Here is a 15,931-nt window from a genome sequence, read left to right on the forward strand (position 1 = left end):
CCCGCTGCCGTAGCCCCAGATGCCGCACATGAATGCTGCGTTTTTTATAGCTACTTGCGCAATGCTTGTAAGTGCTGGAGACTGATTTTTCCGAATTTTCAATCTGCCTCGGACGGAACCGTTCGCCCGGAGGTTCCAGGGGGTCCGTCCCGCGTCTGGTGGTAACGCGCTAACTGCCTGATTTTTTGGACACCGGCGTGGTCGTTCGGGCATGTGTGCCGTGCACATGGCCCGCATGCGGCCGGCCCGGCCGGCGGGCAATGTCGGTCAGCCCATTGAGGATGCCGCAGTGGGCGGCATCCTGGGCCTCGTGGCACTGTTCACGCAGGTTCTTGAGCTGCTTTTCGAGTTGGCGCAGTTCGCGGATGCGCGCCGCGACGTGGCCGATGTGTGCATCCAGCAGGGCGTTGACATCGCCGCAGTTGCGCGCAGGCGCGTCCTTGAAGCGCAGCAGGGTGCGAATTTCGTCCAGCGTCATGTCCAGGCCCCGGCAGTGCCGTATGAACGACAGGCGCGTGGCCTGGGCTTCGTCGTAGATGCGGTAGTTGCTCCCGGTGCGGGCGGCCTCGGGCAGCAGGCCTTCGCGTTCGTAATACCGGATGGTTTCGACCGGGGTGTGGGCCAGGGTGGCCAGCTCGCCGATTTTCATGGGGGTGCGCTGCTCGTGGGGTGGTGTGGCCATGGTACGCCGGGTGCATGCTTGACTCTGAAGTGGCATCAGGGTTTCCAATAGGGTCAAGCAAGGAAAGTCCGCATGAGCACACCCCTACACACTTCTCCCGCCCCGGCGGATGCCTGCGGCCATTGTTCCTGCACGCCGGCCCTTGAGGCCGCCGCCGTGCAGGGCGCTGAAGGCGTCGCCCGCGGGGCGGTTTTTCGCATCGCCACCATGGACTGTGCGGCCGAGGAAAGCGAGATCCGCCACGCCCTGGCGGGCATTTCAGGCCTGCACGGCCTGCGCTTTCAGCTGGCGGCCCGCACGCTGACCATTGATGCAGCGCCCGCGGCGCTGCCGCAAATTCTGGCGGCCCTCCGGCAGGCCGGGTTTGATCCGCAGCCTGCGGCGCAGGCGCATGCTTACCTGCCGGGCGTGCAGGGATTGTGGCGTCTGGGGTGGGCGCTGGGGCTGGCCGTGGCCGCCGAGCTGCTGGCCTTTCTGGCGCCAGACACGCGGGTGTCGCAGGCGGCCGGCATGGCACTGGCCGCCGCCGCCATCGGGCTGGCCGGCTTTTCCACCTACCGCAAGGGCCTGGCTGCACTGGGACGCGGGCGGCTCAACATCAATGCGCTGATGACCGTGGCCGTGACCGGGGCATTTGCCATCGGCCAGTGGCCCGAGGCTGCCATGGTCATGGCGCTGTATGCCATTGCCGAGCTGATCGAGGCGCGTTCGGTGGACCGTGCCCGCAACGCCATCAAAAGCCTGCTCGATCTGGCACCCGATACGGCCGAGGTGCGCCAGCCCGACGGTACCTGGCAACCGGTTGCCGCAGCCGCCGTGGCGCTGGATGCGGTGGTGCGCATCCGGCCGGGCGCGCGCGTGCCGCTCGATGGCGTGGTCATCGCGGGCACCAGCGCGGTCAACCAGGCCTCGGTGACGGGCGAAAGCCTGCCCGTGGACAAGGCTGCGGGCGACACCCTGTTTGCCGGGACGATCAACGACACCGGCACCCTGGAAATGCGGGTGACGGCCACGGCCAGCCACACCACGCTGGCCCGCATCATCCATGCGGTGGAGCAGGCGCAGGGCAGCCGCGCGCCCACGCAGCAGCTGGTGGACCGGTTGGCCGCCATCTACACGCCGGTGGTGTTTGCGCTGGCCGTGGCGGTGGCGCTGCTCATGCCCTGGCTGATGGATGTGGCCTGGACGCACGCGTTGTACAAGGCCTTGGTGCTGCTCGTGATTGCCTGCCCTTGCGCGCTGGTCATTGCCACGCCCGTCACTGTGGTGAGCGGGCTGGCCGCCGCTGCGCGGCGCGGCATTCTCATCAAGGGCGGGGTCTATCTGGAGACCGCCCACCAGATCCAGGCGATAGCGCTCGACAAAACCGGCACCATCACCGAAGGCCGGCCCCGGCTGGTGGCGACCGAGGTACTGCCGTTGCCCGAGGGGCTTGCCCCGGTGGCGCCAGCGCAGGTGCTGCGCTGGGCGGCTGGTCTGGCGGGGCATTCCGACCACCCGGTGTCGCGGGCCATCGCGCAGGGGCTGGATGCGGCCCAGGGTGTGCCAACGGGCGTGGCGCTGGAGGCCTTCACGGCCTTGCCCGGGCGCGGTGTGCGGGCCCGCATCGCCGGGCAGGCGCTGGTGCTGGGCAACCACCGCCTGATCGAAGAGCGCGGCCTGTGCCATGCCGACATCGAGGCGCGGCTGGCCGCCCATGAGGCCCAGGGCCGCACCGTGACGCTGCTGGCAACGGATGCCACCGTGCTGGCCATTTTTGCGGTGGCCGACACGATCAGGGCCAGCTCCCGCCAGGCGCTGGCCGCGCTGCGCGCCATGGGCGTGGCCCCGGTGATGCTGACGGGCGACAACCAGGCGACGGCGGTCACCATCGCCGCCCAGGCGGGCGTGGAGGAGGTGCGGGGCAACCTGCTGCCACAAGACAAGCTGGCGGCCATCGAAGCCCTGCAGGCGCGCCACGGCCTCACCGCCATGGTGGGGGATGGCATCAACGATGCCCCCGCGCTGGCCCGCGCGGACATCGGCATTGCCATGGGGGCGGCAGGCACCGACACGGCCATGGAGGCGGCCGATGTGGTCATCATGAACGACGACCTGCGGCGCATTCCAGAGCTCATGCGGCTGTCGCGCCGCACGCGCGCCGTGCTGTGGCAGAACATTGCCTTGGCGCTGGGCATCAAGGTCGTCTTTCTGTTCCTGGCGCTGTTCAATGGCGCCTCGATGTGGATGGCGGTGTTTGCCGACATGGGGGCCAGCCTGATCGTGGTGTTCAACGGCCTGCGCATGCTGCGCGCGGTGGACGAGAAACCGGTGGCCTAGGAAGGGCTGCCTTTTCCGCTGGTGGCCCGGTTTCGCCGCATCCGGCGCGGGCTTTTGTCCCCCGCTAAACTCATCCCCTTTGCGGTCTGGCGCTTAGAACCTGTTCAATGTCTTTTTGGAGATCACATTGGAGTGCAATCGGGATGAGTGGATGCTTCGGATGCGCAGCATGGGCTCGTGCCCATGCAAGCACCCGGGGCTTCCAATCACCCGATTTCACTCCAACCCTTCGGGCAAGTGCCTTGCCGGGCGGTCTGCGGCGTTGCGGCGCTTGCCAATAGCCTAGCTATTGGCCGCGCACCGCGCCTTGCATTCCATCCCGGCAAGGCACTTGTGTGACTCCAAAAAGACATTGAACAGGTTCTTACCGGCGCACCGTCCAGCGGGCCGCACGGCCCATTGCATCTCCCAAGGCTATTCCCCATGTCCCTCATTCCTGTCACCATCCTCACCGGTTTTCTGGGTTCCGGAAAAACCACGCTGCTCAAGCGCCTGCTGAGCGAGGCCCATGGCCAGAAGATCGCCGTGATCGAGAACGAATTCGGCGAAGAGAACATCGACAACGACATCCTGGTGACCGACTCCCAGGAGCAGATCGTGCAGATGAGCAATGGCTGCATCTGCTGCACCATCCGCGAAGACCTGCGCGAAACCCTGCAGCTGCTGGCCGCGAAAAAGCGCAAGGGTCTGCTGGCGTTCGACCGCATCGTCATCGAGACCACCGGCGTGGCCGACCCCGGTCCCGTGGCGCAGACCTTCTTCATGGACGAGGAGATCGCCGAAACCTACCTGATCGACTCCATCATCACGCTGGTCGATGCCAAGCACGCGGCCCAGCAGCTCAACGACCGCCAGGAGGCACGCCGCCAGGTGGGCTTTGCGGACCAGATCTTCCTGTCCAAGACCGACCTCGTGAGCGCCGAGGACACCGAGGCGCTGATCCATCGCTTGAAGCACATGAACCCGCGCGCGCCCATCAAGGCCGTGCACTTTGGCGAGGTGCCGCTCAAGGAGGTGCTGGACCTGCGGGGCTTCAACCTCAATGCCAAGCTGGATATCGACCCCGACTTCCTCAAGGAAGAGGAGGAGCACGACCACCACGGCCATGGGCATGGGCACCACGACCATGTGCACGGCGAGCACTGCAACCACCCTTCGCACCAGCACGGACACGAGGGCCATGGGCACCATCACCACCATGACGACGATGTCAAGAGCTTCGTCTACCGTTCGGACCGCCCGTTCGATCCGGCCAAGCTGGAGGATTTCCTGGGTGCCATCGTCAACATCTATGGTCCGCGCATGCTGCGCTACAAGGGCGTGCTGAACATGAAGGGCACCGATCGCAAGGTGATCTTCCAGGGTGTGCACCAGCTCATGGGCAGCGACCTGGGTCCTCAGTGGGCTGAAGGGGAGGCGCGCACCAGCAAGATGGTCTTCATCGGCATCGACCTGCCCAAGGACATCTTTTTGCAGGGGCTGGAGCAGAGTCTCGGTTGAACGGTTTGCACAGGAACGGGCAGGGATGGCCCCACATCCTTTTGTGTTGTATCTGCAACGTTCCCGTTTGCATCCGCGCAGGTCGATACAATCGCGCCCCGGCAAAACCCCGGAAGGCTTGCCACCCGACCTTGGCTGCCCGCGCAGCCCGGGCCAGCCCGTTACGCGAGGAGTTCTGTCAGTGAAAGCCGAAACCAGCAAACCCAAGGCGGCCGCAAAAGCGGCCCCAACCGCGGCAAAAACTGCCGCCGCCCCAGCGGCAAGCAAGGCTGCTGCAAAGGCTACTACCCAGGTCGCCCCCAAAGCCGCCAGCCCTGCCGTCGCAGAGGCCCCCGAGCAGGCTTTGCGGGCCGGCAGCCAAGTACCCGTGCGCAGCACCCGGCCTTCTTCCCGGCTGGCCCAATTGACCGTACCATCCATGGCCCAGGCAGTGGCTTCCACCGCTGCCAAAGCCAGTTATCTACACACCATGCCCACGACCGCGCAAGCGCACCCTGTTTACACGGCTGCCAAGAAAGACCCCAAACTGGCGAACAACTGGAAAGACAAGGCCGCCGAAGAGCTGACCGACGCCGAAGTGATGGCGATGCCCGACAGCGAGTACATGAACGACAAGCAGATGGCGTTTTTCCGCCTCAAGCTCGTCCAGCTCAAGCAGGACATCCACAACAGTGCCGGTGAAACCACCGAGCACCTGCGCGAAGACACCGTGGTGGTGCCCGATCCTGCCGACCGCGCCACCATTGAAGAAGAGCATGCGCTGGAATTGCGTACCCGCGACCGCGAACGCAAGCTGCTCAAGAAAATCGAGCAATCCATTGCCCGCATCGACTCGGGTGACTATGGGTATTGCGATGAAACCGGCGAACCCATCGGGGTGGGGCGCCTGATCGCCCGTCCCACCGCCACGCTGTCGCTGGAAGCGCAGCAACGCCGTGAACTCAAGCAGAAGATGTTTGGCGACTGAAGGCGAGCGGGCCTGAACTCTTTATGCGCACCCGACCTGACGGCCTATGAGCAAGGAAGACACCACACTCGGCGGTCTGCTGTCCAAGGTGGTGCGGTTTGTGCGCAACCCCACGGTCAACTGGACAGAGCTCGACTCGATCCAGGCCGATCGGGAGAGCCATTACAGCAAGCAGATGCTCAAGGAGATGATCGAACGCAAGCGGCGCAACGATTTCGTTCGCCGCCGCGAGTTCGATCAGCTGCGCAAACTGCGCCAGCGCGAGGTGCTGCAGGGCCATGGCGCCGAAGATCCTGCGGGTCGTCCGTCTTTCTTCCAGAGCAGCATGACCTCGCCCGACGGGCGTGCGGTCACGCTCAAGAAAATCGACGAGATCGAAGCGCAGATGTCGCAGCAGTGGTGGAAGGGCAAGCAGCATGCAGATGCGCCCACCCAGCCTGCGGATATGCAGCCCCGGGGGGATGAAAACGCCACCGCGCGTGCGTATGCGCTCACCAGGCCGGGCACCTTGCAGGTACCGCTGGAGGCCAAACCCTCGATAGCGCCCTTGTTTGCAGATGACAGCATGGTCATTGCAGGGGCTGGTGGCACGGATGCCTCCATGCGTGCCCATGCACCCGCGGCGTCCTTCAGCCCGGCGGCGCCCGCCGCCGAACCTGACTATGCCGTCGAACCGGAGGAATTCGTGCACGAACCCGATCTAGAAGAAGCCGCCATCCGGTTTGCCAATGGCGACCATGCTGGCGCCGAGTCAGGTTTGCGGGAGGTGCTCGCACAGCACCAGCAGGACGACCCGCAGCAGCAACTGGAAATCTGGATGACGCTGTTTGACCTGTACCGCGCGGCAGGCCTGCAGGACCGTTTTGAGACGCTGGCGATTGATTTTGCCGCGCGCTTCAACCGCTCGGCGCCGCTGTGGTTCTCGATCCCGGAGCAGCTGGGGCTGGCATTTTCTGCGGCGCCCGCCGAGGCGCCGGTGGCTGCACGGCGCGATTTCAGCTGGACTGCACCTTCGACCGTGGCGGTGTCGTCCGTGGCCGCGTTGCAGGCCGCGCTGGGGCGTGCCGCCTCGCCCTGGACCCTGGCCTGGGGGCGGCTGACGGCCATCGACGATGCGGCCGTGCCGCTGCTGGCCGACCAGTTCACGCAGTGGGCGGAGCGCAGCGGGCAGTTTGTGTTTTCCGGCGTGTCTGCGCTCAATGCGCTGCTGGAGAGCAAGACCCCATCGGGTGACCGGTCCAGCAGCCCCGAGTGGTGGCGCCTGCGCATGGCGGCCCTGCGGCTCATGGCCAGCCCGGATGAGTTCGAACTGGTCGCACTGGATTACTGCGTGACCTATGAAGTGTCGCCCCCTTCGTGGGTGGTACCGCGCTGCAGCTACGCGGACAGCGAAAACGCTGCGGCGCATGCCGTGGAGGCCGCCGGCCAGGATCTGCTGGCCCCCGAGGCTGCCGTGCCTGCGGCGCTCGAATCGGCGCCCACGGCGACGCTGAGCGGCCACATTGACGGCGATGCCACGCCACAGCTGGAGCCTTTCCAGGCGCTGATGCGGCCCGGAGAACCCCTGGTCATCGCCTGCGATCGTCTGATCCGCATCGATTTTGGCGCTGCCGGATCGGTGCTCAACTGGGCCGCCGAACAGCAGTCCCGCGGCCATGTGGTGCAGTTCCACAATCTGCACCGCCTGGTGGCGATTTTCTTCAATGTGATTGGCGTCAACGAGCACGCCTGGGTCGTCCCGCGCAAGAACTGAACGGGCGCAAGGGGCGATAGTGGCAGGCGGTGCCTTGCAAAATACCGCGTCGCCCCCAGCTGGGACGGCTATGGATTCATCTAGTCAAAACCCTGTTTTTCACGGCACCACCATCCTGAGCGTGCGCCGCCAGACGCCCCAGGGCGTGCAGGTCGCCATCGGCGGCGACGGCCAGGTGACTCTGGGCAATATCGTCGTCAAGGGCACGGCACGCAAGGTGCGCAAGCTCTACCACGGCAAGGTGCTGGCGGGTTTCGCCGGCGCCACGGCTGATGCCTTCACGCTGTTCGAGCGTTTCGAGGCCAAGCTGGAAAAGCACCAGGGCCACCTCACCCGCGCCGCCATCGAACTCACCAAGGACTGGCGCACCGACCGCGTGCTGCGCCGCCTGGAGGCCATGCTGGCCGTGGCCGATGCGAGTGCTTCGCTCATCATCACGGGCAATGGCGATGTGCTGGAGCCCGAGCAGGGCATCGTGGCGATCGGCTCGGGCGGTGCGTATGCGCATTCGGCTGCCAAGGCATTGCTGAACCACACCGACCTGTCGGCCCAGGACATTGTGAAGCGGTCGCTGGAAATCGCCGGCGAGCTGTGCATTTACACCAACATGAACCACACCATCGAGACGCTCTGACGGTCGGTGTGTGATTGCTATTTTGTTTATAGCTGTTTGCGCTTTGTGGATAAGCGTTACAGCCATTTTTGACAGTGGATTAGCCCTATGTCGTCCATGACCCCCCAGGAAATCGTCTCTGAACTCGACCGCCACATCGTCGGCCAAGCCAGCGCCAAGCGCGCCGTGGCCATTGCGCTGCGCAACCGCTGGCGCCGCCAGCAGGTCGAAGGCAGTCTGCGCCACGAGATCACACCCAAGAACATCCTCATGATCGGCCCCACCGGCGTGGGCAAGACCGAGATCGCCCGGCGCCTGGCGCGCCTGGCCGATGCGCCTTTCATCAAGGTCGAGGCCACCAAGTTCACCGAGGTGGGCTATGTGGGCAAGGATGTGGACGCCATCATCCGCGATCTGGCCGAGATGGCCGTCAAGCAGACGCGCGAGTCTGAAACGAAGAAGGTGCGCGCCCGCGCCGAGGACGCGGCCGAAGAGCGCATCCTGGATGTGCTGATTCCACCGGCCCGTGCCGCGACGGGCGCCGAACCGGCTGCGGACAGTACGGCGCGCCAGGTGTTTCGCAAGAAGCTGCGCGAAGGCAGCCTGGACGACAAGGAGATCGAGATCGATCTGGCCGAGAGCCGCCCCCAGGTGGAGCTCATGGGCCCGGCCGGCATGGAGGAAATGACCGAGCAGCTGCGCGGCATGTTCAGCCAGATGGGGCAGGGCAAGCGCCACACCCGCAAGCTCAGGATTGCCGAAGCGCTCAAGCTGCTCACCGAAGAAGAGGCGGGCAAGCTGGTGAACGAGGAAGAGATCCGTGCCCGCGCCATCCAGAACGCCGAGCAGAACGGCATCGTCTTCATCGACGAGATCGACAAGGTCGCGGCGCGCCAGGAAACCAGCGGCGCCGATGTGTCGCGCCAGGGTGTGCAGCGCGATCTGCTGCCGCTGGTGGAAGGCACTACGGTGTCCACCAAATACGGCATGGTCAAGACGGACCACATCCTGTTCATCGCCTCCGGCGCATTCCACCTGTCCAAGCCCAGCGACCTGATTCCCGAGCTGCAGGGGCGCTTCCCGATCCGGGTGGAACTGGAATCCCTGTCGGTGCAGGACTTTGAAGCCATCCTCACGCAAACCCATGCCTCGCTGGTCAAGCAATACCAGGCGCTGCTGGCCACCGAAGGGGTGGCGCTCGACTTTCAGTCCGAGGGCATCACGCGCCTGGCGCACATTGCCTTTGACGTGAACGAGCGCACGGAAAACATCGGTGCGCGCCGCCTGTCCACCGTGATGGAGCGGCTGCTGGACGATGTCAGCTTCGACGCAGCGCGCCTGGCTGGCCAGACGGTCACCGTGGACGCGGCCTATGTCGACACGCGGCTGCAAACCCTGAGCCAGGACGAAGACCTGTCGCGCTACATCCTCTGAGGCGGGAATTCGCGCTCCCAACGAGAACGGCGTTGCCGCGCCCTGTTCCCGCTGGCAGGGCCAAACCGGATGCTCCCGTTCTGCCTTCAGGTATCACTTGCATAGGCAGTTCTAAGTGCTTGCTGAGCAACGGATTTTAGGGTTTCGAATCCTTCAAAAACGCTGCTAAGTCCTTGATTCCATTGCAAAAGTTTGTTGCAAGCACCCTTGCATGGAATGCTTTTCCTGCTACAGTGCAAAAAAGTGCAATTAAGTGGTGAAAAGTGCCCTTGAAACCCGCCGTGCGGCATTTCAAGGGGTTCCTGGATTGAGTGGGGGAATCATTTCCGTGTTTCAAGGTGCCTCGTCGCTGAGTCTCGATGCGAAAGGTCGGCTGTCCGTGCCGACCCGGCATCGTGACGTCCTGAGCGCGACCGCGGCCGGCCAGCTCACGATCACCAAGCACCCCCACGGCTGCCTCATGGTGTTTCCCCGTCCCGAATGGGAGAAGTTCCGCGAGCGCATCGGCCAGCTGCCGATGTCTGCCCAGTGGTGGAAGCGCATCTTCCTGGGCAATGCGATGGATGTGGAAATGGATGCCACCGGCCGGGTGCTGGTGTCGCCCGAGCTGCGCGAGGCGGCCGGCATCGCCAAGGACGCCATCCTGCTGGGCATGGGCAACCATTTCGAGCTGTGGGACAAGGCCACCTACGACGCGCAGGAAGCGCAGGCCATGCAGGGCGAAATGCCCGATGTGTTCAAGGATTTTTCTTTCTAAGGCCCGTGGTGACCACTGATCTGCAACACACCACGGTCCTGCTCGATGAAGCGGTGGACGCGCTGCTGGGTGGCGCGGGCCCCGAGCCTGCCGGAACCTGGGTGGACGCCACCTTTGGTCGCGGGGGGCACTCGCGGCACATCCTGCTGCGGCTGGGGCCGCAAGGGCGTCTTGTGGCGTTCGACAAGGACCCGCAAGCCATCCAGGAGGCAACGCGCATCACCGATGCGCGTTTTTCCATTCGGCATGAAGGTTTTCGCCATCTGGCGGATTTGCCGCCGGGCAGTGCGGCCGGAGTGCTGATGGACCTGGGGGTGAGCTCGCCCCAGATCGACAGCCCCGAACGGGGTTTCAGTTTCCGTTTCGATGGCCCGCTGGACATGCGCATGGACACCACGCGGGGGGCCAGTGTGGCCCAGTGGCTGGCCACTGCCGAGGTGCAACAGATTGCGGAGGTGATACGTGACTACGGTGAAGAACGGTTTGCTGGCCCCATTGCAAAGGCGATTGTTGCTCGGCGCGAGGAACGGGGGCCTCTTGCAACCACCGCCGAACTGGCCGATCTCGTGGCTGGTGCGGTCAAAACCCGCGAGTCGGGCCAGAACCCTGCAACGCGCACATTTCAGGCTTTACGGATTTTCATCAACGCTGAACTTGAAGAGCTGCAGCAGGCGCTAGAAGCCAGCCTGTCGGTGCTCCAGCCGGGCGGGCGGCTGGTGGTGATCAGCTTTCATTCGCTCGAAGATCGCATCGTCAAGCAGTTCATCGCGCAGCATTCCAAGGAGGTGTACGACCGCCGTGCGCCGTTTGCACCGCCCAAGGTCATGAAGCTGGTCGCGCTGGACCGCATCAAGCCCAGCGCCGCCGAAGTGGCGGCCAATCCCCGTTCGCGCAGCGCCATCATGCGCGTGGCCGAGCGCACGGAGGCGCCCGCATGACCCGGCTCAGCCTCGTCCTGCTGGTGGCGGTGATGGCCAGTGCCCTGTATCTGGTGCACACGCAGTATGAGTCGCGCCGCCTGTTCACCCAGCTGGACCGGGCCCATTCCGAGTCGCGCCGGCTGGAGACCGAGCACCAGCGCCTGCAGGTGGAGAAACGCGCGCAGGCGACCCCCCTGCGGGTGGAGAAAATCGCACGGGCGCAGTTGCAGATGCGCACGGCCACTCCGGCCATCACCCAGTATGTGGCCGACCCTGCCGGAGCCAGGGCCTCGGCTGCCGCACCGGAGGTGCAGCCGTGAGCCGCAGCGTTCTCTACACCTCCAGCCCGCTGCTGGCCAGCAAGACACCCGTGTGGCGCAGCAAGTTCATCGTTGCGATGATTGCGCTGGGATTCGTGGGGCTGGGCGCGCGCGCGGCCTATGTGCAGGTGTTCGGCAACGACTTTTTTCAGCGCCAGGGCGAGGTGCGCTTTGCGCGCACCCTCGAATTGCCCGCCAACCGGGGCAAGATTCTCGATCGCAACGGGCTCATCCTGGCCTCCAGCGTGCCAGCGGCCAGCATCTGGGCCATCCCCGAAGATGTGGAGCAGGACAAGCCCGAGGTGCGCGCCAAGCTCAAGCAGCTGGCACGGCTGCTTGACATGCCGGCATCGGAGCTGAATGCCAAGCTGGCCGACGAAGACAAGACTTTCGTCTGGATCAAGCGCCAGCTGGACTGGGACCTGGGCCAGCAGATCGCCGCCCTCGACATCAAAGGCATCTACCAGCGCAAGGAATACAAGCGTCAGTATCCCGAAGGCGAATCGGCCGCGCATGTGGTGGGTTTCACCAACGTGGAAGACAAGGGCCAGGAGGGCATGGAGCTGGCCTTCGACAGCGAGCTGGCCGGGCGTGCCGGCTCGCGCCGCGTCATCAAGGACCGCCTGGGCCGCGTGGTCGAAGGCGTGGGCGAAACCGTGCCACCGGTGGATGGCCGCGACATGCAGCTGTCCATCGACAGCAAGGTGCAGTTCTTCGCCTACCAGAAGCTGCGTGACCAGGTCGCAGCCCATAAGGCCAAGGCGGGCAGCGTGGTGGTGCTCGATGCGCACACCGGCGAGCTGCTGGCCCTGGCCAACTACCCCAGCTACGTGCCCGACAAACGCCAGAACCTCACCGGCGAGCAGCTGCGCAACCGTGCGCTCACCGACGTGTTCGAGCCCGGTTCGACCATGAAACCCTTCACCATCGGGTTGGCGCTTGAATCAGGTCGCGTGCGCCCCGAGACCGTTGTGGACACGAGCCCCGGGCGCATCACCATCACGGGTTCCACCATTTCGGACACGCACAACTACGGTGCGCTCACCGTGGAAGGTGTGATCCAGAAATCCAGCAACGTTGGCACGACCAAGCTGGCCATGCAGATGCCGGCACGCGAGATGTGGGAAACCTTTTCGGCGGCCGGCTTCGGACAAAAGCCGCAGCTGCATTTTCCCGGCGTGGTCACCGGCCGTTTGCGTCCCTACAAGAGCTGGCGCCCGGTGGAGCAGGCCACCATGTCCTACGGCTACGGGCTGTCGGCCAGCCTGTTCCAGATGGCGCGCTCGTATACCGTGTTTGCCAATGGTGGTCGCGTGATTCCTGCCACCATGCTCAAGACCGACACGGCGGCGGTGGGCGTGCCCGTGTTCTCCGAGCGCACGGCCGACCAGGTGCGCAAGATGCTGCAGATGGCCGCAGGCCCCGGCGGCACGGGGCAGAAAGCGCAGACCGTGGGCTACTCGGTGGGCGGCAAGTCGGGCACGGCGCGCAAGCAGGTCGGAAAAAACTATGCCGCCGGCAAGTACCGCGCCTGGTTCACCGGCATGGCGCCCATCGACAAGCCGCGCATCATCGTGGCCGTGATGATCGACGAGCCCAGCAATGGCCAGGTGTACGGCGGCCTCGTGGCCGCGCCGGTGTTCAGCGAGGTGGTGCAGCAGACCCTGCGCATGATGGGCGTGCAGCCGGACATGGCCGTCAAGCCGCAGATCGTCACCAACGGGGTGGAGGAGTCGCTGTGACGCATGTGCTGACCTCCGCCCATGATGCCGTGCAATGGCTGCGCGCGCGCGTCACCGGTACCTTGCAGACCGACAGCCGCCTGGTGGCGCCGGGCGATGGCTTCATTGCCTGGCCCGGAGCCGCGACCGACGGGCGCGCCCATGTGGCCGATGCCATGGTGCGGGGCGCCACGGCCTGCCTCGTGGAACAGGCGGGTGTGGAGGCGTTTGGGTTCACGGGCGACCACATGGCGGCATTGCACGGCCTCAAGGCCGCCACGGGGCCGATCGCCGCGCAGTGGTTCGACCACCCCGCACGGCAACTCGCTGTGCTGGCCGTGACGGGCACCAATGGCAAGACCAGCACCGCCTGGTGGCTGGCGGACGCCTGGAATGCGCTATCGAATCAAGCACCGCATGGGCGTGCCGGGTGTGCGCTGGTGGGCACTTTGGGCATGGGTGTTCCGCCCGAGCTCGAAGCCACGGGCATGACCACCCCCGACCCCGTGCGCCTGCAGCGCGCGTTTCGACGGTATGCCGACCAGGGGCTGGGCGCTTGCGCCATCGAGGCTTCTTCCATCGGGCTGGCCGAGGCGCGCCTGGATGGCACGCAGATCCGCGTGGCCGTCTTCACCAATTTCACCCAGGACCACCTCGATTACCACGGCAGCATGGCCGACTACTGGCTGGCCAAGCGGGCCCTGTTCGACTGGCCCGGTTTGCAGACCGCCGTCGTCAACGTGGACGACCCCGCCGGTGCGCAGCTGCACGCCGAACTCTCGGGTGGCGCGCTCGACCTGTGGAGCATTTCCGCCCAGGGCACGGCTCGGCTGGTGGCGCAGGACATTGCCCTGGGCGACCAGGGCCTGCGCTTCACCGTGGTGGAGGGGGCGCAGCGGCTGCCGCTGCAGACCCGCGTGATCGGCCGCTACAACGTGCTGAACCTGCTGGGCGTGCTGGCCACGCTGCGCAGCCAGGGCGTGCCGCTGCTGGATGCCGTGCACGCCTGCGCCGGCCTGCAACCCGTGCCTGGCCGCATGCAGCGGCTGGTGGCACCGGGGCAGCCGCTGGTGGCGGTGGATTACGCCCACACCCCCGACGCGCTGGACAAGGCCTTGCAGGCGCTGCGTCCGCTGGCGGTCGAACGCGGCGGCCAGCTCTGGTGCGTGTTCGGCTGCGGTGGCGACCGCGATGCCGGCAAGCGTCCGCTGATGGGCGCCGTGGCCCAGCAGCATGCCGACTGGGTGGTGGTGACCAGTGACAACCCGCGCAGCGAAGCACCGGTGGCCATCCTGCACCAGATCCTGCAGGGCACGATTGCCGGCGAAACCGTCCGCGCCGAACCGGATCGGGCGGCCGCCATTGCGCTGGCCATCGGCGAGGCCGATGCGGCCGATGTGGTGCTGGTTGCCGGCAAGGGCCACGAGGACTACCAGGAAACCGCCGGCGTGCGCCGGCCGTTCGATGACATGGCGCAGGCGCGGGCAGCGCTGGCCGCCCGGGGAGCCAGCACATGGGCATGATGAACCTGCAGCAGGCGCTCGACTGGATTCGCCCCGGCATTCCCCAGGCGCGCCTGGTGGGCGATGGGGCAACGCCGCTGGCACGGGTGCACACGGACACCCGCACCCTGCAGGCGGGCGACCTGTTCGTGGCGCTCAAGGGCGAGCGCTTCGATGCCAACGCCTTCCTGGCCGATGCCCGTGCGGGCGGTGCCGTGGCCGCCATCGCCCATGGCGGGCTGGACGCCGCAGGGTTGCCCGGCATCGAGGTGCCCGACAGCCTGGCGGCGCTGGGCGCGCTGGCGGCCGGGTGGCGCGGCCAGTTCGGCCTGCCGCTGATCGGCATCACGGGCAGCAATGGCAAGACGACGGTGACGCAGATGGTGGCGTCCATCCTGCGTGCCTGGAAGGGCGAGGCCGCGTTTGCGACGCAGGGCAATTTCAACAACGACATCGGCGTGCCCTTGATGCTGCTGCGCCTGCGCGCCGGGCATGCCGCCGCGGTGATCGAGATGGGCATGAACCATCCCGGCGAGATCGCCACCCTGGCGGCCATGGCGCGGCCCACGGTGGCGCTGGTCAACAACGCCCAGCGCGAACATCTTGAATTCATGCACACCGTGCAGGCCGTGGCGGAAGAAAACGGCTCGGTGCTGGCGGCGCTGCCGGCCAGTGGCGTGGCCGTTTTTCCCGCAGGCGATGCCTACACTGCCCTGTGGAGCCGGCTGGCCGCGCCGCGCCGCTGCATCACGTTCGGAGAGGGCGGTGACGTGCAATGTCTGCACGCCCGCTGGCAGCAGGGCGCCTGGGCGGTGGAGGTGGCCACGCCCGCGGGCGCGCTGTCGTGCACCCTGCAGATCGCTGGCCAGCACAACGTCACCAACGCGCTGGCTGCTGCGGCCTGCGCCCTGGCGGCAGGGGTTCCGCTGGACGCGATAGCACGCGGCCTGAGCGCATTCGTCCCCGTCAAGGGGCGCTCGCGCGCGCTCAATCTGCCGCTGGCGGGCCGTGACATCACCGTGGTGGACGACACCTACAACGCCAACCCTGACTCCATGCGCGCCGCCATCGACGTGCTGGCCGCGCTGCCCGCGCCGCAGCTGCTGGTGATGGGCGACATGGGCGAGGTGGGCGACCAGGGCCCGCAGTTCCACGCCGAGGCCGGCGAACACGCGCGTGCGGCGGGTATTGCACACCTGTATGCGCTGGGTGCGCAGTCGGCGAATGCGGCCCGCGCCTTCGGGGCTGCGCGGCATTTTGACAACATGGCACCGCTGCAGGCGGCGGTGCTGGAGATGCTGCCCCAGGTGGGCAGTGTGCTGGTGAAGGGATCGCGGTTCATGAAGATGGAACAGGTGGTGGAGGCGATGGTTGCCACCGCAGAACAACAAGCAAAGCCAACCGCTCACCCGGAGGGACACCCTGATGCAAGCCATTGATGCC

Annotated in this window: 13 protein-coding genes; 12 read left to right on the forward strand and 1 reads right to left on the reverse strand. The window is 66.0% G+C overall.

What is annotated here, in order from left to right; genetic code table 11:
* Positions 1-169 precede the first annotated feature (169 nt).
* Positions 170-649, reverse strand: a complete 480-nt coding sequence (cadR, locus tag AC1Q5S_RS07660; RefSeq protein ID WP_422205377.1) for a Cd(II)/Pb(II)-responsive transcriptional regulator — start codon at positions 647-649, stop codon at positions 170-172.
* Between the two features lie 105 nt (positions 650-754).
* Here cadR and AC1Q5S_RS07665 point away from each other — a divergent pair, with 105 nt between their 5' ends.
* From AC1Q5S_RS07665 to AC1Q5S_RS07720, 12 genes are all read left to right on the forward strand, one after another.
* Positions 755-3,001: a heavy metal translocating P-type ATPase gene (locus AC1Q5S_RS07665; RefSeq protein WP_422205345.1), complete on the forward strand. Its 2,247-nt coding sequence runs from the start codon at positions 755-757 to the stop codon at positions 2,999-3,001.
* 423 nt (positions 3,002-3,424) lie between these two features.
* A complete protein-coding gene (locus AC1Q5S_RS07670; RefSeq protein ID WP_422205347.1) occupies positions 3,425-4,501 on the forward strand; it encodes a CobW family GTP-binding protein in 1,077 nt (358 codons plus the stop codon).
* A gap of 469 nt (positions 4,502-4,970) precedes the next feature.
* The gene (dksA, locus tag AC1Q5S_RS07675; RefSeq protein WP_422205349.1) at positions 4,971-5,468 is read left to right on the forward strand and encodes an RNA polymerase-binding protein DksA; all 498 of its coding nucleotides are present in this window, start codon (positions 4,971-4,973) and stop codon (positions 5,466-5,468) included.
* A 46-nt stretch (positions 5,469-5,514) separates the two neighbouring features.
* Positions 5,515-7,221, forward strand: a complete 1,707-nt coding sequence (locus AC1Q5S_RS07680) for an STAS domain-containing protein (protein WP_422205351.1) — start codon at positions 5,515-5,517, stop codon at positions 7,219-7,221.
* 70 nt (positions 7,222-7,291) lie between these two features.
* Complete coding sequence (gene hslV / locus AC1Q5S_RS07685; protein WP_026436644.1) at positions 7,292-7,855, forward strand: ATP-dependent protease subunit HslV; 564 nt, start codon at positions 7,292-7,294, stop codon at positions 7,853-7,855.
* A gap of 87 nt (positions 7,856-7,942) precedes the next feature.
* On the forward strand, positions 7,943-9,268 hold the full coding sequence (hslU, locus tag AC1Q5S_RS07690) for an ATP-dependent protease ATPase subunit HslU (RefSeq protein WP_422205353.1): 1,326 nt from the start codon (positions 7,943-7,945) through the stop codon (positions 9,266-9,268).
* A gap of 328 nt (positions 9,269-9,596) precedes the next feature.
* Complete coding sequence (mraZ, locus tag AC1Q5S_RS07695; protein WP_026436642.1) at positions 9,597-10,025, forward strand: division/cell wall cluster transcriptional repressor MraZ; 429 nt, start codon at positions 9,597-9,599, stop codon at positions 10,023-10,025.
* An 8-nt stretch (positions 10,026-10,033) separates the two neighbouring features.
* Complete coding sequence (gene rsmH / locus AC1Q5S_RS07700; RefSeq protein WP_422205356.1) at positions 10,034-10,963, forward strand: 16S rRNA (cytosine(1402)-N(4))-methyltransferase RsmH; 930 nt, start codon at positions 10,034-10,036, stop codon at positions 10,961-10,963.
* On the forward strand, positions 10,960-11,265 hold the full coding sequence (ftsL, locus tag AC1Q5S_RS07705) for a cell division protein FtsL (protein WP_303835248.1): 306 nt from the start codon (positions 10,960-10,962) through the stop codon (positions 11,263-11,265). The genes rsmH and ftsL overlap by 4 nt, the downstream gene beginning before the upstream one ends.
* Positions 11,262-13,007, forward strand: a complete 1,746-nt coding sequence (locus AC1Q5S_RS07710) for a peptidoglycan D,D-transpeptidase FtsI family protein (protein ID WP_422205358.1) — start codon at positions 11,262-11,264, stop codon at positions 13,005-13,007. The genes ftsL and AC1Q5S_RS07710 overlap by 4 nt, the downstream gene beginning before the upstream one ends.
* Positions 13,004-14,509 carry a UDP-N-acetylmuramoyl-L-alanyl-D-glutamate--2,6-diaminopimelate ligase gene (locus tag AC1Q5S_RS07715; protein ID WP_422205360.1) on the forward strand — a complete coding sequence of 502 codons (1,506 nt, stop codon included), beginning with the start codon at positions 13,004-13,006 and terminating at the stop codon, positions 14,507-14,509. Before AC1Q5S_RS07710 ends, AC1Q5S_RS07715 begins: the two co-directional genes overlap by 4 nt.
* Entirely contained in the window at positions 14,500-15,927 is a 1,428-nt protein-coding gene (locus AC1Q5S_RS07720) for a UDP-N-acetylmuramoyl-tripeptide--D-alanyl-D-alanine ligase (RefSeq protein ID WP_422205362.1), read from the forward strand. Before AC1Q5S_RS07715 ends, AC1Q5S_RS07720 begins: the two co-directional genes overlap by 10 nt.
* Positions 15,928-15,931 lie beyond the last annotated feature (4 nt).

The organism is Acidovorax sp. GW835-FHT14B10 (genome assembly GCF_058793725.1).